This window comes from Frankia sp. CcI156 (genome assembly GCF_001983015.1).
GTDB lineage: Bacteria > Actinomycetota > Actinomycetes > Frankiales > Frankiaceae > Frankia > Frankia casuarinae.
In genome coordinates this window covers 19,359-42,516 of the sequence record NZ_MOMD01000031.1, presented here as the reverse complement: position 1 = coordinate 42,516, position 23,158 = coordinate 19,359, and the positions used below count along the sequence as shown (strand labels likewise).

General features: G+C 66.2%; 26 protein-coding genes, 1 tRNA gene and 1 pseudogene. 18 read left to right on the top strand and 10 right to left on the bottom strand.

Translation table 11 applies throughout. From position 1 onward, the window contains the following. Positions 1–75: 75 nt before the first annotated feature. Entirely contained in the window at positions 76–1,587 is a 1,512-nt protein-coding gene (locus tag CcI156_RS12960; RefSeq protein WP_083718497.1) for a helix-turn-helix transcriptional regulator, read from the bottom strand. Between the two features lie 197 nt (positions 1,588–1,784). Here CcI156_RS12960 and CcI156_RS12955 point away from each other — a divergent pair, with 197 nt between their 5' ends. From CcI156_RS12955 to CcI156_RS12945, 3 genes are read left to right on the top strand one after another with little or no spacing between them, the layout of a single operon-like run. Further along, a complete protein-coding gene (locus tag CcI156_RS12955) occupies positions 1,785–2,465 on the top strand; it encodes a hypothetical protein (protein WP_035730912.1) in 681 nt (226 codons plus the stop codon). Beyond that, positions 2,462–3,604 (top strand): radical SAM protein, encoded by a 1,143-nt coding sequence (locus tag CcI156_RS12950; RefSeq protein WP_011435349.1) that lies wholly within the window; start codon positions 2,462–2,464, stop codon positions 3,602–3,604. The genes CcI156_RS12955 and CcI156_RS12950 overlap by 4 nt, the downstream gene beginning before the upstream one ends. 13 nt (positions 3,605–3,617) lie before the next feature. Beyond that, positions 3,618–4,259, top strand: coding sequence for a hypothetical protein (locus tag CcI156_RS12945; RefSeq protein ID WP_076805898.1), 642 nt, complete (start codon positions 3,618–3,620; stop codon positions 4,257–4,259). On the opposite strand, the gene CcI156_RS12940 is transcribed toward CcI156_RS12945, so the two are convergent. From CcI156_RS12940 to CcI156_RS24840, 4 genes are all read right to left on the bottom strand, one after another. Further along, positions 4,256–5,188, bottom strand: coding sequence for a PfkB family carbohydrate kinase (locus tag CcI156_RS12940; RefSeq protein WP_076805896.1), 933 nt, complete (start codon positions 5,186–5,188; stop codon positions 4,256–4,258). The genes CcI156_RS12945 and CcI156_RS12940 overlap by 4 nt on opposite strands. Positions 5,189–5,190: 2 nt before the next feature. After that, on the bottom strand, positions 5,191–5,628 hold the full coding sequence (locus tag CcI156_RS12935) for an NUDIX domain-containing protein (protein WP_076805894.1): 438 nt from the start codon (positions 5,626–5,628) through the stop codon (positions 5,191–5,193). Between the two features lie 139 nt (positions 5,629–5,767). Continuing rightward, positions 5,768–8,581 (bottom strand): hypothetical protein, encoded by a 2,814-nt coding sequence (locus CcI156_RS24845; protein WP_139341494.1) that lies wholly within the window; start codon positions 8,579–8,581, stop codon positions 5,768–5,770. Between the two features lie 43 nt (positions 8,582–8,624). Continuing rightward, entirely contained in the window at positions 8,625–9,167 is a 543-nt protein-coding gene (locus tag CcI156_RS24840) for a hypothetical protein (RefSeq protein ID WP_139341493.1), read from the bottom strand. Positions 9,168–9,353: 186 nt separating this feature from the next. Here CcI156_RS24840 and CcI156_RS12925 point away from each other — a divergent pair, with 186 nt between their 5' ends. From CcI156_RS12925 to CcI156_RS27755, 13 genes and pseudogenes are all read left to right on the top strand, one after another. Then, entirely contained in the window at positions 9,354–9,644 is a 291-nt protein-coding gene (locus CcI156_RS12925; RefSeq protein WP_139341492.1) for a hypothetical protein, read from the top strand. Beyond that, positions 9,645–9,881 (top strand): hypothetical protein, encoded by a 237-nt coding sequence (locus CcI156_RS12920; RefSeq protein WP_011435355.1) that lies wholly within the window; start codon positions 9,645–9,647, stop codon positions 9,879–9,881. Beyond that, positions 9,878–10,078 (top strand): hypothetical protein, encoded by a 201-nt coding sequence (locus CcI156_RS12915; RefSeq protein WP_023841038.1) that lies wholly within the window; start codon positions 9,878–9,880, stop codon positions 10,076–10,078. Before CcI156_RS12920 ends, CcI156_RS12915 begins: the two co-directional genes overlap by 4 nt. Further along, positions 10,071–10,199: a hypothetical protein gene (locus tag CcI156_RS27405; RefSeq protein ID WP_023841037.1), complete on the top strand. Its 129-nt coding sequence runs from the start codon at positions 10,071–10,073 to the stop codon at positions 10,197–10,199. Before CcI156_RS12915 ends, CcI156_RS27405 begins: the two co-directional genes overlap by 8 nt. Then, positions 10,196–10,426, top strand: a complete 231-nt coding sequence (locus CcI156_RS12910) for a hypothetical protein (RefSeq protein WP_076805890.1) — start codon at positions 10,196–10,198, stop codon at positions 10,424–10,426. Before CcI156_RS27405 ends, CcI156_RS12910 begins: the two co-directional genes overlap by 4 nt. Positions 10,427–10,605: 179 nt before the next feature. After that, entirely contained in the window at positions 10,606–10,764 is a 159-nt protein-coding gene (locus CcI156_RS25655) for a hypothetical protein (RefSeq protein WP_175637581.1), read from the top strand. Positions 10,765–10,973: 209 nt separating this feature from the next. Continuing rightward, a complete protein-coding gene (locus CcI156_RS25650) occupies positions 10,974–11,150 on the top strand; it encodes a hypothetical protein (protein WP_023841035.1) in 177 nt (58 codons plus the stop codon). A gap of 137 nt (positions 11,151–11,287) precedes the next feature. Beyond that, positions 11,288–11,935 (top strand): hypothetical protein, encoded by a 648-nt coding sequence (locus CcI156_RS12905; RefSeq protein WP_076805914.1) that lies wholly within the window; start codon positions 11,288–11,290, stop codon positions 11,933–11,935. Between the two features lie 339 nt (positions 11,936–12,274). Continuing rightward, complete coding sequence (locus CcI156_RS12900) at positions 12,275–14,572, top strand: type IV secretory system conjugative DNA transfer family protein (protein WP_076805888.1); 2,298 nt, start codon at positions 12,275–12,277, stop codon at positions 14,570–14,572. 130 nt (positions 14,573–14,702) lie between these two features. Beyond that, a complete protein-coding gene (locus tag CcI156_RS12895) occupies positions 14,703–15,512 on the top strand; it encodes a replication-relaxation family protein (RefSeq protein ID WP_083718494.1) in 810 nt (269 codons plus the stop codon). An 89-nt stretch (positions 15,513–15,601) separates the two neighbouring features. After that, entirely contained in the window at positions 15,602–15,967 is a 366-nt protein-coding gene (locus CcI156_RS12890) for a helix-turn-helix domain-containing protein (protein WP_011435360.1), read from the top strand. A gap of 50 nt (positions 15,968–16,017) precedes the next feature. Next, positions 16,018–16,683: an ImmA/IrrE family metallo-endopeptidase gene (locus CcI156_RS12885; RefSeq protein ID WP_076805886.1), complete on the top strand. Its 666-nt coding sequence runs from the start codon at positions 16,018–16,020 to the stop codon at positions 16,681–16,683. Between the two features lie 18 nt (positions 16,684–16,701). Continuing rightward, positions 16,702–17,718 (top strand): annotated as a pseudogene (locus CcI156_RS27755) (recombinase family protein); the annotation flags it as partial. Between the two features lie 700 nt (positions 17,719–18,418). On the opposite strand, the gene CcI156_RS12865 reads toward CcI156_RS27755, so the two are convergent. Further along, positions 18,419–18,502: transfer RNA gene (locus CcI156_RS12865), tRNA-Leu, on the bottom strand. 427 nt (positions 18,503–18,929) lie between these two features. On the opposite strand from CcI156_RS12865, the gene CcI156_RS12860 reads away from it, so the two are divergent. Further along, entirely contained in the window at positions 18,930–19,442 is a 513-nt protein-coding gene (locus CcI156_RS12860; RefSeq protein WP_011435363.1) for a hypothetical protein, read from the top strand. Between the two features lie 71 nt (positions 19,443–19,513). Here the strand turns inward: CcI156_RS12860 and bcp are convergent, their stop codons facing one another. The 4 genes from bcp to CcI156_RS12840 form a co-directional block, all read right to left on the bottom strand. Continuing rightward, positions 19,514–20,005, bottom strand: coding sequence for a thioredoxin-dependent thiol peroxidase (gene bcp / locus CcI156_RS12855; protein WP_076805884.1), 492 nt, complete (start codon positions 20,003–20,005; stop codon positions 19,514–19,516). Positions 20,006–20,159: 154 nt separating this feature from the next. After that, positions 20,160–20,972 carry a thioredoxin domain-containing protein gene (locus CcI156_RS12850; RefSeq protein ID WP_011435365.1) on the bottom strand — a complete coding sequence of 271 codons (813 nt, stop codon included), beginning with the start codon at positions 20,970–20,972 and terminating at the stop codon, positions 20,160–20,162. Continuing rightward, positions 20,929–21,495: a MauE/DoxX family redox-associated membrane protein gene (locus CcI156_RS12845; protein WP_023841031.1), complete on the bottom strand. Its 567-nt coding sequence runs from the start codon at positions 21,493–21,495 to the stop codon at positions 20,929–20,931. The genes CcI156_RS12850 and CcI156_RS12845 overlap by 44 nt, the downstream gene beginning before the upstream one ends. Further along, on the bottom strand, positions 21,492–22,262 hold the full coding sequence (locus CcI156_RS12840) for an SCO family protein (RefSeq protein WP_076805882.1): 771 nt from the start codon (positions 22,260–22,262) through the stop codon (positions 21,492–21,494). The genes CcI156_RS12845 and CcI156_RS12840 overlap by 4 nt, the downstream gene beginning before the upstream one ends. A gap of 453 nt (positions 22,263–22,715) precedes the next feature. Between CcI156_RS12840 and CcI156_RS12835 the strand changes: the two genes are divergently transcribed. After that, the gene (locus CcI156_RS12835; protein WP_011435368.1) at positions 22,716–23,141 is read left to right on the top strand and encodes a DUF3618 domain-containing protein; all 426 of its coding nucleotides are present in this window, start codon (positions 22,716–22,718) and stop codon (positions 23,139–23,141) included. Positions 23,142–23,158 lie beyond the last annotated feature (17 nt).

The window sequence follows — 23,158 nt, the reverse complement described above, 5'->3', positions numbered from 1 at the left end:
GGATTCGGCCCGTATGCGCTGTTGACCTGGAGTCGCCCACGAGGCTCACCCAGGTAGCAGGACGTGCGCTGCCTGTTACGCCAGCATCGCTTCGCGGAACTCTCGCGGCCCCGGCCGCGACCGCCACGGCGTCAAGCTCTGCGCCACGTCCGCCAGGATGGCCGAGGTGCGTCCGGAGTTGGTGGCACGCGCGATCTGCAAGGCATCGAGGGCGACGGAGGCAGCCTCGTCCGGGTGCCCGCTCAGCGCCAGCGYCGCTGCCCGCCGGGCGCTGAACAGCGCGGTGTCCCGCCGCGACAGCGCATCTCTGGCCAGTATGTCGGCGAAGATCCCAGCGGCCTGGTCGGGCACGCCAGCTTCGGTGTAGACCGCCGCATCCCGCAACTGGAGTGTGACGGAACTGAGACGGGACGCGGGAGCCTCGACCTCAGCATCAAGGGTCTGTCGAGCAATATCCAGCTTTCGCTCGATGACCGACAGCGCCCCTCCGTGCGTGKCCAGCGCCAGCGCTTCCTGCTGTACTTGCTCAGCCCGAAGCGCCGGCGGTGCGGTGGGACAGACCCGGCCCGCGGCCTCAGCCAGGTTCAACATGCGGGCCAGCTCGCGGCTGTCGTAGGCCATCTGCGACTTCTTGACCAGTACATACGCCTGCATCGGGACGTCTTGGGCTTCCTGCGCCCACTCCATCGCCCGGTCGTACCAGTAGCTGGCTGAGCCAGGGTCATGGAGGTCTCGATAGAGCCAGCCGGCGAACTCGGCGCCGTCCGCCCCGACCGCCAGCAGCTGACGACGGACGCCTGGTTGCACATCGCGGGCGTGCTGCTGAATGGCCCCAAGGACGCCGAGCACCAGCGGTAAGACGCGCAGCGGTCCCAGCTGACCGTCGTCGGTCTTGCACTGCTCGAACTGTCGGGCGAAGAAGCCGACCACCGAACCGTCCAGGTAGCGGCGGGCGTCCTCCAGGGCGGCGGCCATGTGTTGCAGCTCGTCCAAACCGGCGAACGGCAGCACGCGCACGGCCTGCCGTCCAACGGACGTGGCTTCAATCTTCCTCGTTCTGGAGGCCGCCACGTCGCCAAGCACGGCGTCGAGGCCATGCGCGGAAGCGGCTTCGGCATCGACCGGCAGCATGACCTCCCGGCCGGCCAGCAGAACGGGCAGCAAGACCGAAGGGCGATCGTCGGCGGCTGAGCGGGTCCGCGGCTCGCCGGGCAGGTCGAACCACAGCAACTCGGCCGGGATACCGAGGATCTGGCTGTAGCGGATCAGCTTGGTGAGCTCTTCGGGCGCCCGGCCGTTCTCGATGCGGCTGAGCTGGGCCTGGGTCATGCCGAGCCAGGTGCCGACCAGCTCCTGGGACAACGTTTGGCCGTGGAACGGATGCGTCCGGTAGGCGAAGAGCACCCGGCCCATGTGCCAGGTCGCCAGGGCATCCCTCATCTTGTCGAGCTGCCAGAAGTCCGGCGGCACGGTGGGCGGCCGGGTCTGAGCCTCCAAGTTGGCGCTCTGGCAGGGGCTGCACAGCTTCCGCGGGTTGTCGCCCGCCAGCCGGTGCCCGCAGCGCGAGCAGTGCCGGGGCTCGGTCATCGCTGGACGGCCTCCCGTTCCACGCGCGCGTTCACGACCAAGGTCAACCTACGACGCTAACACCCGCTGTAGCAGGGTCTATGCGCCGCGCGTATGTCGGTCACCTTTTGTCGGCGTGGTGCCAAACGCAGCTCGCGCTGACGCTGGGGACCGTTCCGCCGAAGCGGCGGCACTCCCCGTGCGAAAGGGGTTCGTCCGTGCCCCTCACCTTGGCTGTCTCCGTCTTCGGCCCGCCGGCCGCCGGCAAGACCACGCTCACCGTGGCGCTCGGCGCGCACCCCGGCGGGGCCGTCTTCCGTCTCCGCGAGCACGTGCCGCAGACCATCCTGGCGGCCACGGCGACCAGCGCCGAACGCCTGGGCTGGATCGACGACTTCACCGTGGTGACGGCGCTGCGTGGTTACCTCGACGCCACGGTCCGGGCCGGCGAGGCGCACACGCTGTTCTTCGACAACTTCCCCGGCAACGGCACCCAGGTGCGGCTGTTCCTACTCGCCCTGCGCCAGCACGCGCCGGAGTGTGTGGTTCGCGCCGTGGAGCTGGCGGCCGATACCACCACCTTGTACCGCCGGGCCACCCGGCGGCGGGTGTGTCACAGYTGCGAACGCGATCCGATCCGTGATCCCCGGCTGCCAGCCGAAGCCCGTGCCGACGACGCCCACGCCTGCGCCCGCTGCGGCGGCGTCCTGCACCCCCGCCGGGGCGATGCCCCGCGGCTGCTACGCGCCCGGCTCAACCGCTACCGCCAGACCGCCGATGGCATCCGCGGTGCCTTCCAGGAAGCCGGCGTGCCGGTCTTCCAGCTCAACGCTGCTAGCGGCGCCAGCCAGATCTTCGAGGACATCACCGCCCTACTGACGAGCAGGAGCACTCCGTGACGACCGTCCACCTTGATCCGCCACGCCTGCGGAGGGATGACGACTACGGCCACGCCCGGATGCCGCGCCGGGCCAGCCTGCCCGCCCCCGATCGGATCGAGCGCATCGCCTACGGCCGCTTCCGCAACGTGTACCTGTACATCACCGAGGCGTGCCAGCTCCGGTGCGAGCACTGCTACATGGGCGAACGGCTGGACCGGGCGCTCAAGCTGACCTTGCCGCAGATCCGGGACACCCTCGCCACGTGGCGCCGGATGGGCGGCAGCAAGCTGACCATCCTCGGCGGCGAGCCGACACTGCACCCCAATTACGTGGACGCCATCCGGCTCGGCCGGCAGCTCGGCTACGAGGACGTCATCACGACGACCAACGCCCAGAAGCCGGCGGCCCGCAAGTTCCGCCAGCTCGAACCGGAGGACTTCGCCTACGTCCAGGTCAGCCTCGACGGCGGCAGCGCCGAGACCCACGACCGGGTACGCGGTGCGGACACCTTCGCCACTGCGCTGGAGACGACGGCCGAGCTGACCGGCCGTGGCTTCGACACCCGGATCATCTGCACCGTCAACCAGGCCAACAAGCCCGACGCCCTGAAGTTGCTGGACATCGCCGACGAGATCGGCGTGTCCCTGGTGAAGTTCCACGTCTTCTCGACCATCGGCGTGGGGCACGGCAACGCCGACATGGCCATCGGACCCGCGGAGTGGGTGACGTTTTGCGACGACCTGAACGGAATTGCGCCGGCCTACCGGACGCGGGTCTGGTACCAGCCGACGTATGCCCGCCGCGACCAGATGGCCCGCTACGCCGCCGAGGGCTACCAGGGCTGCATCGGGCGGACGCTGGACCGGATCTCGATCTTTCCCGACGGCAGGTGCTACGTCTGCTCCTACCTGTTCGACACCGACCTGTACTTCGCCCGGATGCAGGACGGGCAGGTGGTGCTCAACCGCGGTGACAACGAGTTCGATCTCTTCACCCGGCCGCTGGTCACGAGCGCCTGTGGCGGCTGCAAGGCATCAGCCTGCCAGGGCGGCTGCCCGGCCGAGGAGATCGTCATGGGCGGCTCGTCCTGCGCTGCCGAGCCRGACATCGTGCCGGTGTGCCGGCTGTGGAAGTCCAGCGCCAAGCCCGAGGACTGAGGAGAAGATTCAGATGGAACATGTCATCGAGCCACTGCGCGGGCTGGACTGGAACGACATCGACGCCGTAGAGCACGCCACCCGCAAGGCGCTCACCCAGTTCGCCGACGACCCGGATCTGATCCGGGTCGCGCTCCTCGAACTACCGAACCGGCCGGAGCTGCTGGCCTTGTGCGAGCACTACGACATCCTGGACAAGATCGTGCTGTACCAGGATGACGCCGGCATCCGGGTGCGGCTGCATGTCTTCCTGCCCGRCTACTTCGACCGGCCGCACAACCACCGCTGGTCGTACGCCAGCCGCATCGTGCGCGGGGAGTACCGGCACTACCTCTTCGGCGACCTCGACGTGGACGCCGAACCGGAGCCGGGCTCCCTGACTGCGCTCCAAGTCCGGCAGGAGCAGATCGGCGACACCTACGCCCTGCACCACAGCATGGTGCACGCCGTAGTGGCCGAGCCATACACGGTGTCCCTGGTCATCCGCGGGCCGGCCGTGAAGGAGCGCTTCCTGGTCATGGACCGGGGGACCGGCGAGCGCTGGTGGCAGTACGGGGCCGAGCAGGAGACGGCCGGCGACGCGGCCCGTAAGCGGATGACCAGGGAACGGCTGGACGAGCTGACGGGGTTGCTGCGGGAGTGGGATCTCTTCTAGCGGACGGCCGCCGGTAGCTGATCCAGCGATTCACCGCACGCCAGCAGTTCCGTGAGATGCGGCAGCGGTTCGTGGTGGGCTCGCGCACACCGGAGCCCACCACTGGCCGAGGCCAGGGCCAAGCTGTCCCGCATCGGCCAGCCGTGGAGCAGGCCGTAGAGCAGCCCACCGGAGAACGCCGCGCCCGCGCAGTGGGTGTGGCGCACCGTGACCGGGACGGCCGGCACGGAAACAGTGACATCCGCCCCCACCGCGCACGCCCCGGCCGCCCCGGCGGTGACTACCACCCACGAAGCTCCGGTCTGGCCCAGCAGGGTGGCGGCTACGGCCGRGGCAGTTTCGTGCGCGTCGTCGTCGACGTTGGTCTGGATGATCAGATCCGGGCAGTCCCGGAGGACGGACGCCACCATCGGTGTGAGGACCGACCCTCCGAGGTTGACCAGCAGTGGCACGCTGGGCGTCCGCGCGGCCTGGATGGCCCGGATCGCGGCCGGTTCGATTACCTTGTAGCAGTCGACGTAGGCGTAGGAGGCCCTGGCCAGCGGTGCAAGGTCGACCGCGGTCAGGGCCTCGGCGACTCCTTGTAGGTACGGGAACCAGGTGCGCGTGCCGTCCTCGTCCGCCACGATCACGATCTGCGGCGTCGCCAGGCCGGGCACCGTCTCGACGGTGGTCAGCACACGGCCCCGGTGGAGCCAGGCTCTGACCTGGTCGCCCGGCGCATCGTCACCGATGTTGTTGCTGATCACGAGCGCTGGGATGTCGAGCGCGGCCAGGACGGCGGCGACCATCGGGCCATCGGCAGCGATGGAGGCTTCAGACCGCTGCACCTCGGCCCCGTGGTTGGCCTGCGGGAAGCGCTCGACGTTCCACAGTGACGCGGCGGCCAGGTAGCTGAAGCAAACCACCGGGCCGGAATCGGTGGCCACGGCTACCAGCCGTAGGTCGAGAAGGGCTGACCGGCGGCGATGTGCTCCAGGGCGGTGCGGCAGTAGGCGATCAGGTGGGTGGGCAGCTCGTCCAGCGGGAACCAGGCCAGCTCGCTGCACTTGTCGGGCTCGCGGTTGTCCGGCTCGCCGTCCCATTTGCGCACGGCGAAGAAGAAGGCCGCCCGGCCGCCGCTCGACGAATTGTGCATGACGTGCGCGAACTCGACGGCTTCCGGCTCGATGGTCACGCCGATTTCTTYCTTGGCCTCGCGGACGAGGGCCGCGATCACCGACTCACCCGCTTCGAGGTGGCCGGACGGGAGGTGGTAGGCGCCGTCTTCGTAGCCGGTGTTCTGGCGGCGGCCGAAGAGCACTTGATCGCCGTCCAGCAGGAGAAGATGGACGTCAGCGGTGAGCTGGTGACGGTGAGAGGCGGTCATGTGCCGGACCGTAGTGAGCTATGTGGAGCATGTCCATACGTTTGAGGTATAGACCTATCCAGCGAGCGCCCTCTGTGGTTGACDGAGAGAAGCCACGCCGTCATTCAGACGTTACTCTGCACTCGTCCCGAGCCAGCAGCTATTCTCGGAGGAGAAAATATGGCGGCACTCCGCCTACCTTCTCCGCAACGGTCATCTTGTCAGGACGGCTGATCAGCGATGCCGCTTCCTGCGCTCTGGATCGTATTTCCTCCGCTCGCCTGTCAGGTACATCTCCGAGAATAGCGCAAGCCAAGGCGGAACATAGTACATCGGCATGCCAGAAACGGCTGACCTCGACAAAATCTTCTGCGAGAGAAAGCGCCCATTCTGCAAGCTGCGCAAACCGAGCGGGCTTTGCAGTGCCGGCATGTACTGCGATTATGACTTTCAACTGAGTGGCCATACAGACCGTAGTTCCGACCTTATAGCCAGAGTCTCTACAACGGCTACCCAGATCGGTGAKCATCCTGTTCGCCTGCTTGTTGTCGACCAGCGCAGTCATCACCGCCCGAGCAAACTCCACCTCAAGAAGAGGCAGAGAACTGCCAGTCTTTGCGAACTTCAGCATCAGGTCCTGATAAAGGGCCAGGAGTTGGTCGATGTTGCCGCCGCTCGGAGCACCACGCAACATCCGTTCCGACTGTATCCGCAGGCCGGTTTGGGTAATACGTCGACTCAAGAACGCATCCACAATGCCGGACTTGCCAAGTTCAAAGACCTCTGATAGAAGTGCATAGATCCGTTCATTTGCAGAATTCAAATCGCCTCGGCGAAGGTCGAGATCCGCAAGGCGACGCCCCGCTTCAAGCGCATACAGGCCGAATTCAGCCTTCTCGCTAGCCAGCAGTTTGTAGAATTCCGAACTCTGCATGTAGCAGGCTTCGGCCTCCTTCCACTCGCATCGTTGAAAATGGAACACGCCAAGGGCATAGCTGTGCTGGGCGGGAGTAAGAGGCATTTCAGTTGCCAAGGGATGGTCGATGTGCCAGCGAGCATCCTCGATCACGTCGGTCGTGTAAGCCTCGGTTAGCGGCCTGAGATCGCTCGATAGAAGCGCCTCGTACACATACRCATCAGGTCGACGCGCACGCACCGTATTGAGAACATCTCCGACCTCATCAAGGATTCCGAGTTCGAGTGCTTCAGTCTCAAGGGCCGTGAAGCGCCGGGACCAGGGTTCAGATAGGACCRACCGGGCGCCATTGACGGCCTCCGCTGACATCTCTTCGCGCTGCCTTCCACGGCGGAGAAAAAGTGCCGGCACTTGGCATAGCGGATCTGTCTCGTCCCCTTGCGAGAAGGCAATGCCAGTTCTGACCGCCGAGCCGCGAGCCGAAATATCGAAGCTCGCGAGCATGTACTCGACTTCTTGCGGCCAGGAGGAAGGAATCGGTGCACCGCCCATCCAAGATGACAAATTAAGTCGATGTGATGCTACTCTATAGGCTTGCACGGCGACGGCAGCCAGTGCGTCGCCTCGGATCGAGGCAACGAGTTCACGTGTCAGACTGTGTATATGGAGGAATGGTAGCGCGTTTGGGTGTACTAGGTTCCAGCGTTCGATGATTCGCAGGCCTTTGCTAAGGATTGCCTCATCTTCGAGATTTAGCTCTTTGCTGATTTGGCCTTCGACCACGTCCGATGGCGGCCACGATAGACGCAGAGCTTCCTGKACAGAGCRCACGGGGTACGCAAGGATCACCAGGTCGAGTGCAAGAAGCACATACTGCGGCTGGCGCTTCAGGGCGTCGACAATCATGCGGTAGATCGCTGTGATCGTCGTATCCTCGTCGTCGCCGTAGCTCTCTAGCACGACCGCTACATTCTCGCGCAGACTTTCAAGGAAGGCTGTGAGATCACCATTGTAAGGAGCGTTTATCAGACAGGCGCATCCGTGCACTATCGCGAGCGGCCTGAAGTCTAGCGCCTCAGCAAGATATTTTTTACCATCCTCCTGCAACCCTTGACTGTGCAGGGAAACTAGCTGAACAGCCTMATCGTTCGCCATATTCATGACTTCGATTGGCGCGATGTTTACCACTTTGCTGTCGAGATTCTTTCGACTGGTAATAATTATCCGTGACCGCACTCCCGGCGGCACGAATCTCTCCAGTTCAGTACGAGAGTCTATGTTGTCGAGTACAACGACCGGTGGCGGTGTTTCACTGGTGACGAGTTTTCTGAAGGTTACAACTAGCTCACTTACGCCGACATCCGAAACCGCAAATCCGTGACGATCAAGCATCTCGCGGAATGAATCTTCGACTGGCCCCTTACCCCCTTCTTGAAAGGGTATGACCGGAATCCAGTCGTGCGCCGCAAACCGAAGGAAACTCCGAGTCAGGTGGAGCGCCAGTGTGGTTTTTCCGGTACCCGCCTCACCGTGAATCAGAACCAGACGCTCTCCAGAGGAAAGCACCTCAGAAAACCTCTTCTCAAGATCCGGTCGCGAAACATATTCCGGATCTTCGGCAAGTACGAAATGCCGATCGGAGATTTCCATCCGCTGCAGGATGGCCGCCAGCCTGTCACGGAGATCTTCAATTGCGCGCTGAACGGTTTTCTCTGATAGGAGGGGCTCGCCGCAACCCGTCCGGATCTCCTGGAACGTTTCGCTGTACGACTTGTTGCTATCTGCAAATATTTCTGCACCGAGCTCACGCCAGGTGAATTTGTCCTGAAGGCGTGCCATGGGAGCAGCCTCAAGCTGAGCGACTGCTTGATCAATAAGGACCCGCAGCGCGCGTCCCGGGTTCTGTGTAAAAAGGCCAGGATCGCGGCTATCGAGGATACGACGCAGCATCGGGATCGCAAGCGGCGGACTTTGGAAGTGCCGCGTGAAAGTGTGTGGGATCGAGCGTCGCGCTACTTCGTTGAGTTCGTCCGCGAGCTGGTCTTTATCTGACTTCACCGACCCATGATGGCCTACATCCGTACCGAAGGCAAACGGCTGTCTACGGCTGACCGATCTGGATGCCGTTGGGAGTCAACCTCGCACCGTCAGGTAGCCGAGAGAAGGACCCCGAGGCTTCCGATTCAAGGTCGGCAGCCTGTTCCGCGTTTCCGCGTTCCCTAATCTCTGCTGCCGCGAACATAGCGGAATCACCGGAAATCCCAGCGCTCGGCGTGCCRCCCACGTAGGCGATGAGTTTTCTCGCGAACGGGTAGTCAAATTCGGCCAGCCCTACGGCGCAATCCACGGCAGTCGTCCGTTGATGACCGTTACCGCTGTTTGCCCAGCGGCAAATAAGTTCTTTTCCACGCGACGGTTCACGCTCCGCAAGTTGAACCACAGCGCCCACCAGAACGGCGGTAAGTCTGTCAGCGGCCGCTTCGCCTTCCGGGCTCATMTCATATCCTGCCCAGCCCAATGCTTCGGCGAGCACCGTAACCTCGGTATCGGTCATGCTATCGAGGTCAAATAGTTGGCGCTCAGAACCCGACTCGCGCTCGGGCAACGGCGCGAAGAATTCGGGCTGTGGTGSCAATTCGGTCATTTCTTTACTGATTTAAACACGGCGGGTTGCTGCGGTCAATGATCTTTCAAATTATGGAGCTTCGAGTTGCCGGACACCCCTTGTCCGGCAACTTGTCCAGTAACCATCTTTCCCGGACATGCGGCTGATCCATAGCTTCCTCTCGTCTGCTGGGAAATGGGTCCCGGCGTCGAGAAAGGGAGTGACATGAGCGGAAGCAGTCTCGTTCCGCGCGGTGGAGGCGGTACACCGATTCCCCGCGAAACAGCCAAGGCCCTGGTGYGGCTCAACGGCGCGGTCGTGCACGAGCAGGMCGTGCTGCGTGCGGTGTCCAGCGTCACCGAGGCGGCGATGTCGGAGGCGGCCTACCTGATGCGGGTGCGCGGTCAGCTGGAGGCGGCTGCGCCGGACGCGAAGGAGGCCCTGGACCTCATCGCGAACACGACCAACATGAACCTCGCCCGCATCGTGCACCGCTTCGGCTCGGAGGTGAGCTGAGTGGCCGCGCTGATCGTGATTCTCGTGGTCCTGGCGGTCATGGGCGCCTGCGGCATCGCGTACGCCTGGAAGACGGCGCGGGAGGCCGGGATGCCCTGGCTTCGTGCCCGTCACATCCAGGACACCGCGCAGGCGGCCATGAACGACATCCGGGAGGAGACGCGGCGTGCGGAGGAGCGCATGCGGCGGGCCGCCTTCTTCCACGCCCGCAACCAGGGTGGCAGGTGGGGTCAGTGATCACGCAGATCACCCTGATCGCCCTCGGCGCAGTTCTGCTCCTCCTGGTGTGCGTCGTGTTCGTCCAGTGCCTCTGGATCAGTCGGCTGGACAGGGAAAACACGATTCGCGTGGCGCAGAAGGAGCTTGAGCGCCGACGGGCACGAGCCTCGGAGACGCCGCGTGACTCTGACGAGCGGAGCCACCCCGATGACTGACCTCATCTTGGTTGTGCTGATCTTCGTGGCCTTCTGGGCGGGCCGGCTCTACCAGTGGGTTCGGGATGCCCGGTCGACCATGGGCACTCCGTCCCGCAAGCGCTCGAAGGGCAAGCAGTGAGCACGCGCCGGCTCCACGACGAGGTGGTGGTCCGCGTGCCGCTGGAGGCGCTGCGGTCGGAGACCATTTCGGTCCTGACCGACTCGTACCAGACCCTCTTCATGAGCTGCTACGGCGAAGAGAAGGCCCGCCGGAAGGCCGCGGCCGTCCGGCTGGGCGAGGCACTGGYCAATGTGGACATCCTGCCGCTGATGGCCGAGAACCACGAGGATTATCGGCCGGCGTAGGCCGGCTCCCTCGCCGATTCCCCATTCACTAATCCCTGTCCCACCTGGCGGCAGGCTGGCGATAGCCATGCCTGCCGCCAGGTGAAAGGAGTTTTCGGTCTGGGGCGACGAAGTCGACAGCGACGTGACGCTGTAGGCGGTACCGCATTTCCAACCGGGAGAGAAAGGACTCTACGTAGATGGATTGGGACTCGCCGGTGGTGAAAGCCATCGTGGCGTTCACCGTGCTCTGCATCGCCCTACGGGTCGCCTACGAGGCAATCCAGCCGCTGGTCATCCCGGGCGCCATCGYGGCGGCCGTGGGAGCCGTGGTGTGGCTCGTGCTGCGGCGCCGATAGACGGCCAGGCGCCGGCAGCGTGTTTTCCACAGTTTCAGCAGGGGTCGTCGTGGGCGTCATCTATTTCTTCCTTGACAATGCGATCTTGTCGCGCGCATAAGGAGAAGTGGGGGGGTGTCGCCCATCATGGCCGGTCGGACTTCCGGATCGTTTGCGGCGCGTATGCCGTTCGCGCGACGCCAACAAGAGGTGCAACTACAAGGAGGTCTATGGTAAAAGGCGACAAGATCCGGGTACGTGGGAAGCCCCGGAAGGACATCGATGTAGAACTATTTATCCAGGCGCTTCTGCTGGCGTGCCGGGATATCGAGGAACAAGAAGGGGACGAGGTACGCACCCCGCCCCCGCCAGCGACCGGCCAGAGTGCCGACGGCCCGGCGATCTAACCGCCGAACCGATTCTCCTGGCGGATGTATTCCTTTCTACTCTTCAGAGGAGCGTCATTACAAGCATGGACAGGACCGAACCCAAAACGGGGTCGGATTCTGTGGGCAGCGCCACGCCGTTCACCGGACGGACGGCTGTGGCGGTGCGGCACGGCATCACGGGCGTGGTCTTCGTCATCGCCGTCCTGGCGTTCGCCTTTGGCTTCGGCAGCGGCTGGTCGCTCGGCCTCCAGTTGGGCGTCCCCGGCTGGACGGCACCCTTGGTGGCCCCGGCCGTCGATCTGTCGGTCATGGCGCTGCTGGCCGCGGTGCAGTATCTGCGGGCCAACGGCGCACCGGGACGATTGGTCGGTCCCCGGCTCCTGCTCGTGCTCTGCGGCCTCATGACCTTCGCCCTCAACACCACCARGCCGCTGCTGGACGGTGCTTGGGGACGGGCAGCCTTCGACGCTATAGCCCCCGGCCTGCTCATCGGATGGAGCGAGGTCGCGCCGCGCCTCTTGGCGCTGCTACACCAGCCGGCCGTCCCGGACGGTCCATCTCCCGCCGTCCCGGMCATCCGGGACGATGACGGGACGACCGAGGCCGAGGTCCCGGACCGGCCGCGTCCGCAGACGGTCCTGGCTCCCGCCCTTGTGCGCCGGGCGCGCCAGGCCGATGCCGCGCACCGCAAGGCCACCGGGCGGCCGATTACCCGCGATGCCCTGCGCGAGGAGCTACGGATCTCCAATGCCGTAGCCGGACAACTGGTCCGGACCATCCGGGCCGAGCGCCGGAACCAGTAGGCGGACGTTGCGGAATTCGCTACGGATCTACCAGAGGTACAAATACCGGGCGGCCTATTTCGCGCTTGACAGCCCGCTTTTGCGGCGAGCATAAGGAGAAATAGGGTCCGTCGCCACACTGCCGGCCAGCATCAAGGCCGCCCTCGGCAGGTTTGCCGCCCGCGACACCTGAAATCCAACCAGTTAGTAAAGGAAACGTATGACAGGACAAGAAACAGTCCGGGTGCGCCGTGCACCCAGGGCCAGCATTGCTATTGGTTCCGGCGCCCGGATGCCGAACCAGGCGGCCCGGTTCATGGTCGGGACGGCCAGCGGCCGAAGCGAGACGGAGGCCCGCCCGTGATCCCGGCCATCGTCGTGGCGGCCAGCACCCTCTTGGTGCTCGGGACCATCATCGGGATGCGGGCGCTCGACGCCCGGCGCTGGCGGACGTCCCTGGTGGCCTACCGCTTGACCATCCCGTTCGACCTCAAGCCCGACGACGTAGCTCAGTGGCTGGCGCTGGTTGCCGCAGCAACCCAAGCGCCGCGCTGGTCGCTGCTGGTTCTGCCGCCGCTGGGCCTAGAGATCGTGGCCACCCAGCAGGGGATCACGCACTACGTGCTGCTGCCGAAGGCTGCCGAGGCCCGTCTGCTGAACACGATCCGGGCGGGCTTGCCCAGCGCCAGGCTGGAAGCCGCCCCGGAGTTCCTGGACCGCCAGCTGCGTTGCCGGATTGCCGGCGAACTGACCATGACCTCCCGCCGCCGGCCGCTGTCGCGCGATCGAGCCGAGAGCATCACGGCCAGCCACCTGTCGTCGCTTCAGCCGCTGCGTTCGGGCGAGGAAGTACGGGTGCAGTGGGCGCTGACCAGCGCCGGGAACAGCGCTCCGGTGCACAGCGCCTCGGCCCGTGCCGGCGACGGCTGGTGGAGTACCTACCTCGTGGAGGGCACGGTGCCGGCCAATGCCGAAGCTGTACGCGCCCAGCGCACCAAGGAAGCCGATCCGCTGCTGCACGCCGTAGCCCGGGTTGGAGTCGTGGCGGCCGATCACCGGCGGGCCAAGACCTTGCTGGCGCGTACCTGGTCGACGCTGCACGGGCCGAACGCCCCGGGCGTCAGCATGGTGCGCCGCTGGCTGCCGGCCGACATCGTGGCCCGGCGGATGGAACGGCGGGCGCTGCCGTTGACCCGCTGGCCGCTGCTACTCAGCAGTGTCGAACTACCGAGCCTGGTCGGTTTTCTGCTGGGTTCGGTGTCGCTGCCGGGCATGCCGCAGGGCGGTAGCCGCCTCCTGGCTCCGTCACCGGGGATGCCCCGCACCGGCACGATACTGGCGCAGAGCAACTACGGCAGCGAGGCCGTACCCCTGGCGATGCGGACGCCGGACCGGCTGCGCCACCTCTACCTCTTGGGGCCGACCGGCGTCGGGAAGTCCACCCTGATCGACAACGTGGCGCTCCAGGATGCCGCCGCCGGCCTCGCCGTCCTGCTGATCGACCCCAAGGGCGACCTGGTGGACGACTTCCTGGCCCGCGTGCCGGAGGAACGGGCGGACGACGTCGTAGTGCTCGACCCATCGGCCACCGCCCGGCCGGTGGGCTTCAACCTCTTCGGGGGCCTGCGCACGGAGCAGGACAAGGAACTGGCCGTAGACAACGTGGTGCACATCATGGCCGAGCTGTGGCGCAGCTCGTTCGGCCCGCGGACCACGGACGTCTTGCGCAGCTCCCTGTTGACATTGACGCACACCACGGCCGCGGAHGGCTCAGCCTTCACCCTGGCCGAGGTCCCAGAATTGCTAATGAATCCGACATTTCGCCGCTCCGTGACCAACCAGCCGAGTGTGCCGGCCGGGGTCCGACCCTTCTGGCACGCCTACGAGGAGATGAGCGACGTCCAGCGCTTGCAGGTCATCGGGCCAGCCATGAACAAGCTGCGGGCCATCCTGACCCRTTCGCCGTTGCGCCTCATGCTGGGGCAGAGCCAGGGCTTCGACCTCACCGAACTGTTCACCAAACGCCGCATCGTGCTGGCCCCGCTGTACAAGGGCGTCATCGGCACCGACACGGCGCAGTTGCTCGGCGCGCTGTTGGTGGCCCTCTTCTRGCAGCGCACCCTGGCACGGGCCGCCGTGCCCGCCGAGCAGCGGCGGCCGGTCATGGTCCACGTAGATGAATTCCAGGATGTCCTGCGGCTGCCACTGGACATCGCCGACATGCTGGCTCAGGCCCGCGGCCTCGGTGTCGGGCTGACGCTGGCGAACCAGCAGCTCGGCCAGCTCTCGGACGCCATCAAGTCGGCGGTACTGGGGACGGTGCGCTCGTCGGTCGTCTTCCAACTCGACTACGACGACGCCCAGAAGATGGCCCAACGGTTCGCGCCCCTGACCCGGGACGACCTCATGGGCCTGAGCGCGTACGAGGTGGCGCTCCGGCTCAACATCAACAACACCACGTATCGGCCGGTGACCGGGAAGACGTTGCCGCTACCGGATGCACTGCGTGACGGCCGGGACTTGGCCGAAGCCAGCCGCCAGCGCTTCGGCACGGCCCGCGAGGACGTCGAAGCGGCTTTGCGCGCCCGTGTCGGCCGCCCGGACGAGACCGGCACCGGCGGGACCATCGGCCGCCGTCGGCGAGGGGGCACAGCATGACCACCCACCCGTTCGCCCCACCGCTCGCCCACCCGATCCCGTCGACCACAGCCCGGCTGTTTCCGCTGTCCTGCCGGCATTCTTATCCTCTTCGTCCAGTGACACATGACCTCCCCTATGGAGGTCACCTATGACCGCCGCCCGCCACTCACCGGCCATGATCGAGCTGCTGGTCGATCAGCTCAGCGACCGGGACCGAGCCATCCTGTACGACGTCGGCAAGGTGCGGGTGCTCAGCGGCGCACAGCTCACCCGACTGCATTTTCATGATCTCACTGCTACATCGCGTGACCGCACCCGGCGCGGAGTACTAGCCCGACTCGCCGGCCATGACCTTGTCGCCCCGCTGGACCGCGCGGTCGGCGGCGCCCGTTCCGGCAGCGCGGGATACGTCTACGCCCTCGGCGTCGCCGGCCAACGGGCCTTGCCGTTGCTCCATGCCGATGCGGTAGGTCTGCCGACGCGGGCGCGGCGACCGTGGACGCCCGGCCAGTCCTTCCTGAAGCACACACTGGYGATCTCCGAGCTGTACGTCCAGCTCGTGGAAGCGGAACGGGCCGGCCGGCTGACGCTGACCCGTTTCGCGGCCGAGGCTGGGGCCTGGTGGCCGGATGGGGCTGGCGGCCTCGTGAAGCCGGACGCCTCGGCCTGCGTGGCGTTCGGTGACGTCGAGGACTCCTGGCTTGTGGAGGTGGACCGGGCCACCGAGTCACCCGAGACGTTGTACCGGAAGCTGCGGCGCTACGTCGACTTCGCCGGTGCCGGTCAGCTCGGGCCGGACGGCGTCACGCCGCGGGTGCTGGTGACCGTCCCGCACGATCGCCGGCTTCAAGTGGTACGGGACATCCTCGCCCGGCTGCCGCCACCGGCTGATCAGCTCCTTGCCGCTGTGCTCTTTGACGAAGCGGTGAAACAAGTGGGGCGGGTACTGCGGGAATGAGCCTGATGATTGTCAACTATTGACAACGATAAGTATTGCAAGCTTGCAACGATAGAGGGATACTGGCAATGTGAAAGGAGGGCCGAGGCGTGAGTGAAGCTGGGCATCGCGAACCGCTGGGACAGCGTATCCGGCGTGCACGTCTTGACCGACAGCTTTCTGGTGTACAGCTCGCCAGGCGTGTCGGTGTTCACCCCTCCAACATCTCCCGCATTGAAAACGGCGACACGACGTCTCCAACGGCTGAGCTGTTGCAGCGCATTGCCCACGCCTTGGAGCTCGACCAGGCTGAACTGCTTGTCTACCTCGGCCTGACCGTACCTCGGGCTATCCCGCCACTGCATGCCTATCTCCGTGCGACCTACCCGGGCCTACCAGACGAAGCTATCCAGGAGGCCGAAGACGCGGTCACCCGGATCGCAGAGAGGTATGAGGCTGGCCCGCGCGAGACGTAGCTATCTATCCCAGCATTGACATGTAAGGCGTACCAAGAAAGGGGGAAGCCTTGAACAAGGACATTCTGACACGAGTCCGGGAGATCATTCCGGTGCGAGCCRTCACCCAGGGCGAGGCCCTGATCTTGGCGGAGCGGCAGGCAGCGCTACTGCTCCAGCTCCTCGCCATCCGCGCAGTTCCAGTCGATGTCTTCAAGATCAGCGAACTGCCGAACGTCGAGGTGCAGGTGAAGCCGCGATACGAGATGTCGGCCATCGCTGAGCTACCGGAGACCTCGGAAGTCGGTGGTGTCACGCATATGCGACGCGATGGTCGAACGGTTTTTACCATAAACCGCGAGGACCCCGTGGGCCGGCGGCGTTTTAGTCTGGCGCATGAGGTGAAGCACCTCATCGACGATCCCGCGGTCGAGATCATGTACGCCAAGTTCGGGTACGGGAAGCCCGAGAATCGGGCGCGGCAGATCGAGCGGGTGTGCGATCACTTCGCCGCCTGCTTCCTCATGCCGCGGACGGTGCTCAAACGAGCCTGGGTGAACGGGCTCCAAGACCTCGAAGCCCTCGCGGAGCAATTCAAGGTGTCGATGTCGGCTATGCAGATTCGTCTGAAGTACCTCGGCCTGACGGACGAGGAGGAGCGGYCAGCCTCGGAATACTTCCGGCTGGACGGACCGTCCTTGATCTTCGGGGCTGACTGCCCCGACGTGGCAGCCTAATCGCAGAAAGGAGGAAGAGTGATCAACCAGAGACCACCAGCGATCCGCGGCGAGCAGGCCATCGCCTACTACCGCGTCTCATCTTCCGGGCAGGTCAATACCGACTACGACCCGGAAGGCATCTCGCTGCCGGCTCAGCGGGTGGCCTGTAAGCAGCGCGCCCGAGAGCTGGGCGTCGTCCTGGTGGACGAGTACATCGACCCGGGGAAGAGCGGCAAGACGATTGACCAGCGGCCGGCCTTCCAGGAGATGATCGCCCGCATCAAGGCCGACCGGCACATCAAGCACGTCTTCGTCTACGCCCTGTCGCGGTTCGCGCGGAACCGCTACGACGATGCGATCATGATGATGACGCTCGAACGGCTCGGCGTGCAGCTCCACTCGGCCACCGAGAAGAACCTCGACACCACGCCAGCCGGCCAGGCGATGCACGGCATGATCGCCGTCTTCAACGAGTACCAGGTGCGCGTCAGCGGCGAAGACATCAAGTACAAGATGGGCCAGAAGGCCAAGAAGGGCGGCACGCTCGGCGTGGCGCCCTTGGGCTACCTCAACGTCCGCGAGCAGTTCGAGGGCCGCGAGGTACGCACGGTGGCGCTTGATCCGGAGCGCGCGCCGTTCGTGGTCATGGCCTTCGAGCTGTACGCCACGGGCAAGTTCAACTTCCATACCCTCCGGGACGCCCTGACGGAGGCCGGCTTCAGGACCCGGCCCACGAAGCAGTGGGCGAGTCGCCCGATCTCGATCAACAAGATTGGCGAGATGCTGCGTGACCGCTACTACCTCGGCTACGTCCGCTACGACGGCGAGGAGTACGAGGGGCGGYACGAGCCGCTGATCTCCCAGGAGCTCTTCGACCGGGTACAGCGGGTGCTGTACGCCGAGCGGCGGGCCGGCACGCGGCACCGGACTCATGATCACTACTTGAAGGGTCTGGTCTGGTGTGACCGTTGCCGACGGCGGCTGATCATCATGCCTGGCAAGAGCAAGAGCGGCGTCCGGTACTTCTACTACATCTGCCAGGGCCGGCTCGATCACCAGTGCGACTTGCCATACATGGCCGTCAGCAGGGTCGAACGGGCCATCGAGGACTTCTACGTCAACGTCCGGCTGACGCCCGACTTCCGCGCGACGGTCCAGGCCCACCTCGACGAGATGATGGCCAGCACTTCGGACGCCAGTCGCCGCCTGCGGGCCCGGTACGAACGGCAGCTCAAGGAGCTGGACGTCCGGGAGGACGGTCTGCTGGACCTCGTGGGCGATCCCGACTGGCCCAAAGAGAAGTTGACAGCCAAGATCCGTGCCGTACGCGAGGAGCGCACCCGGCTGGAAGATCGGCTGGCCGAGAGCGACCGGCCGCTGGACACCGGGCACGAGGTGCTGGCCACCGTGCTCCGGCTGCTCGAAGATCCGCAGACACTGTACCGGCGCGCGGGTGTCCGTGCCCGCAAGGTCCTCAACATGGCGATCTTCACCAAGCTGCACGTCGATGTACAAGKCGAGCCGGTGGTGACCTCCGATGACCTCAAGGAGCCGTTCGCGGCCACGGTCTCGGCGCACCGCGCCTGGAGTCTCACCGAAGCCGTGGACGGCGTGCTGGCCGATCGGGAGCGCCAGGTTGCCCCGGCACGACAAAGCGGCGCTCCCCAGGGGGATGACGCCGCTCTCGATGATCTTTCTGACCGTGACCTCTTGATCACTGCTCTTTCGGGCGGGTGTTCAAGTACGGGGGTTCTGGTGCGGGAGGGGGGACTTGAACCCCCACGCCCGAAGGCGGCAGATCCTAAGTCTGCTGCGTCTGCCATTCCGCCACTCCCGCGTCACCTCCAGAGTAGCGATCGCCTCACCTGGGGGGCGCTCCGCCTCCCGCCGGGTTATGCCCCGCATCCTCACCAGGACCGCGGACAACCGCGGACAACAGTGGACAACCGCGGACAACAGTGGGCAGCCGTGGACGACCGTGGGCAGCCGCGGGTAGCCATGGAGGCTGCCCCAGTCCGGCCACGAACCTTCGTAGTGAGCCATTCACGAGGTTTACCGGTATCGGCCGGGTTTGGTGGACGCCAGGGCGGACAGATATCGACAGTCCAGAGGGCTCACGCCGCCGGTCGCCGAGGCTCGTCCCGCGGTCGTCGGGACGACAACCGTGAGRGGGCYGTTGTCGTCAGCCTGACTCGCACGGCTATCCGACCGGCGGCAGGGTTGTTTCGCGCCGGTTTGGCCAGGACGACTGGGAGACGATTCATATGACCCTCACCGAGGTCCCGCGCTCCGCCCCCGCCGATGTTCCGCCCACCGGCGAGGCACCGGCACAGGTCGAGAGCCCGCCGGCCAAGATCAGGGCCAAGATCAGGGCCGAGGCCAACGTCAGGGCCGGGAACGAGACCGGGAACGAGGCCCAACGGCTGGTCGGCCCCGGCCCCCGCCACGCCGCCCAGCGTGCCCTCCTCGAACGGAACCGGGCGTTGAAGCTCATCGACACCGGTCGGGCGACGACCGCGGCCGTCTGCGCGGTCCGTGACACGGGCCTGCGGGTGAACGGCAGGCCGGTCGCCGAGGTTCATCTGCTCATCGAACGCCCCGGCGCGTGGGGCAACGTGTATCCGGTGGTGCGCAGCACGGTCCTTCCCGACCCGGACGTCGACCTGAGCGAGGCGGCGACGGCTTCGTCGGGCCGCCCGCGTCGTATCCCCGTGCTGGTCGATCCGCACCGTCCGGAGAACGTGCTGCTGGGCTGGGATCTGCGGCCGGCGAGCTGACGAAGCCGTCAACGAAGCGGCCGACGAAGCCTGCGGGATGGGTCGGCCAGGCGCCTCAGGGACGGTCCCGGTCAGGCGGCTGCGAGGCCCAGGTCGCGCAGCAGCTTGGCGACATGACCGGTCGCGCGGACGTTGTACTGCGCCACCTCGATCGTGCCGTCCGTGCCGATCACGAACGTCGAGCGGATCACGCCGATGGTCTTCTTCCCGTACATTGTCTTCTCGCCGAAGGCGCCGTACGCGGCGAGCACCTTCCGCTCCGGGTCGGAAAGCAGCGGGAACGTCAGGGCTTCCGTGTCGCGGAACTTCACCAGCTTGGCGGGCTTGTCGGGAGAGATCCCGAGCACGTCGATGCCGGCGTTGTCGAGCTGGGCGAGGCTGTCCCGGAAGTCGCAGGCCTGCTTCGTGCACCCCGGGGTCGACGCGGCCGGATAGAAGTAGACGACGACCCGCCGTCCCCGGTAGGACGCCAGGGACACCTCGTTCCCCTCGGAGTCGGGCAGGGTGAAGTCGGGTGCGATGTCGCMGGGGACCAGACGGGCGGCGTTGGCGGTCTCAGTCATGGCCCGAAAAGTAGCCGTGGCCCGCGCGGGACGGCAAACCCCCGGCGGACAGATCCCCAACGTGGCGAGGTTCGGGGGACCTGGGCACGGTCTGTGCACCGTGGACCGTGCCCAGGTCCCCCATCTGCTCAGGCTGCCCTGCTCAGGAGCCCGGTCAGGCTGCCGCGTCGACCGCCGCGCGGAAGCCCTCCGGGGTGAGCTGCTCCCCGGACAGCCGCTTGCCGTTGACGAAGACGGTCGGCGTGCCGGTGACGCCGGCCTTCGATGCGTCCTCGTCAACCTTGGCGACGTACCCGTCGTAGGTCCCCTCGTTGACCGCTTTCCGGTACGCCTGCGAGGTCAGCCCCGCTTTCGCTCCGAGCGTGATGAGCGTGTCGTTGGTGAAGCCGCCGGTGCGCTCCTCGGGCTGGTTCGCGTACAGCACATCGTGCAACTGCCGGAACCTGCCCTCGTTGGCGGCTGCCGCCGCCGCGTTCGCTGCCCGCTTCGACTCCGGCCCGATGAACGACATCATGTGGTAATCGATCTTGATTTTGCCGTCGTCAAGGAGCTTGCCGATGGTCGGCCCGGTTGTCTTCTCCAGCGTCCCGCAGATGGGGCACTGGAAATCCTCGTACAGGTCGACGGTGACCGGCGCGGACGCCTTGCCGACGACGATGCCGTGATCGGTGCCGGTGGCGCTCGCTGGCAGGACCACCGGCTTCGACTCCTCGCGGGAGTTCTGGACGGCGAAGCCAATCACGCCGACCAGGACGAGAACGGCCAGCACCACGCCGGTGATGATGCCGCGCCGCCGTCGCCGTTCCCGCGCTGCCGCCGCGGCCCGCGCCGCCGCGGCCTTGGCCCGTCGCTCCTGTCCGCTGACCGTCTTGCCTCCACTTGCCGGGGGGGTCGCGTCGGGCCTTGCGCCGCCGCCAGGGGCCCTACCGCCGGTTGTCAACGGTGCCTTCTTCGACTTCGCAGCCATCAGCGGTACTCCCGGAAAGATCGTTCACTGGTTGGTCGAGGAGACGGTCCACCGCCAGGTAGCCGCTCGGCCGCCAGGCCAGCAGCCCGGCGGCGGCGAGCAGCAGGCTGTCGCGGATCAGCTCGGAGGTGTAGTGCGTCGGGGCGTCGGCAGTGAGATCACCCCCAGAGGAGAAGCAGCCGCAGTCGATCCGCAGCCCCCGGGTGGCGGCCGACGCGATCGCTGCGATGTAGACGGCGAACATCACCGCGGACACGACGGCGGACAGCCGCACGGCGAGCCCCACGACGAGCAGCATCCCCAAGGCGATCTCCAGGAACGGGACGCCGTACGCGATCGGCTGCACGAGGGCATCGGGCAGGATGCGGAACGCCCGCACGGAGCGCACCATCCCGTCCGGGTCGTTGACCTTCAACAGCCCGGCGACCAGCCAGACCACGCCGAGGCCGAGGCGCAACACTGTGGAGACGGCGCGACTGGCCGGCTGCATGGGGGTGACAAGGCTGTAGGTGATCGGATTCAAGACCGTGCTTCTTCTGATCCGGACCGCTCGGCGGTCAGTTTGGGCAGGTCGTCGATGTATTCCTGGACGCTGGTCCCCGCCAGGTACAGCGCGCGGATCCTGTCATCCCGAGAGAAGACGATGACCTGGGCGCCATGGGTGACCAGAACGGAGCCGTCGGCCTGGACCTCCGGTTTCTCCAGGGGAACGCCCAAGGCCTCGGCCTCGGTACGRATCCGGTCGAACGGGCCGCGGACGCCGATGAAGGTTGCGTTGAACTGTTTAAGCCAACGGCTKAGGACCGCCCCCRTATCCCGATCAGGGTCGGTCGTCACGAAGACGACCGTCACCTGGTCACGCACGTCCGGTTTCACCTCGCCGAGTGCCGACGCGAGGTCCGCCATCGTGGTCGGGCAGACGTCCGGACAGTGGGTGTAGCCGAAGAACAGCATAGTGATCTTCCCCTGCGTGCGTGTGCGCAGGTCGAAGGGACGGCCGTCGGCGTCGGTGAGGTTGAGGGCCGGCTTGGCCAGCCGCCTGGCCGGGACGGTGCCGTGCAGGCTGCCGTCGCCGCCGTTGCCCACATCGACGATCTTCACTCCGGTGTCGGTTCCCGAGCCGGCGCAGGCGGTGAGCAGCGCCATCGAGGAAGCGACCAGGACCGTGGCAATGGTTCCGGCCAGCGCCGGACGGCGCCGCCGGGAGCGCGACGGGGGGAACTGTCCAGGCGGGGAACCGGCGTCGTGACGGGAACCCGTGTCGTGACGAGGATGGTGGACTGGGGACATGACGCTCCAGGGCAGGGCCGGGCAGGACGGATCGGGGCCACGGAAAACGTGTCCGCCTGACTGCGGCAGGTGCTGACGGTGGGAGTCGCCCGGGGCGACTCCCACCCGGGCCAGAGCACCGCTGGCCGTCGCGCACAGCGTTCAGCGTAATGTCCCGCCGGACGGATTCCGGTGTGCGGTTGCTTCCGCCTGTGGCGCCAGCTGCGCGGTGTCTGCGGCGCCAGCTGCGCGGTACGGAGACCGGGACCGGACGGGGCGAGACGCCGCGCGTCAGGGCGCCCGCGTGACGTGTCGCGCCACTGGCGGTTTGGTCTCGCCGGGCGGTGATGTGTCTGGCACGATCGTTGCAGGCCGGTCGCACCCGACGGAGATGTCMGTGGCGTCCATCGACGCCGATCGACGCCAGCCGCGGGAGCGCGTCCGCCATTCGCAACGGACGAGAGGGCGACATMGGTGCCGCAGGACCCGGCCGTGATCCAGCAACAGATCGAAGAGACCCGCGCCGAACTGGCGGAGACGATCGATTCCATCACGGAGATCGTCAGCCCGCGCCGCGTCGCCGAGCGGGCCCAGATGCAGCTGCGGGTGAAGACCGCCGAACTGCGCCACAGGTACGGTCCGGCCCTCGGGATCGGCCCGGGGCCGGCGCTTCCCGAACTGGAAGCCGGCGTCGGAGCCGATGGCGTGGACCGGCGGGGGGATGCGGGCACGCTGACCGGGGGTGCGCTGGACGGCAGGGCGGTGCCCGGCCCCTCTGGCGGCGCCACCGTGGTCCGGGTGGTGCGCTGGGAGCGGGTCGTTCTCGTGGGTGGAGGTGTGCTGCTCCTGGTGGGTGGGATCCGTCATCGCCGTCGTCGCCGGTCGTCCCGGCGCGGGTGAGCGGCCCGCCCGCCCGC

Excerpts from the sequence above, each read along its gene's own strand:
- CcI156_RS27405 (WP_023841037.1), top strand. The coding sequence starts at position 10,071 with ATGACTGACCTCATCTTGGTTGTGCTGATCTTCGTGGCCTTCTGGGCG.
- CcI156_RS25650 (WP_023841035.1), top strand. The coding sequence starts at position 10,974 with ATGGTAAAAGGCGACAAGATCCGGGTACGTGGGAAGCCCCGGAAGGAC.
- CcI156_RS12860 (WP_011435363.1), top strand. The coding sequence starts at position 18,930 with ATGACCCTCACCGAGGTCCCGCGCTCCGCCCCCGCCGATGTTCCGCCC.
- CcI156_RS12850 (WP_011435365.1), bottom strand. The coding sequence starts at position 20,972 with ATGGCTGCGAAGTCGAAGAAGGCACCGTTGACAACCGGCGGTAGGGCC.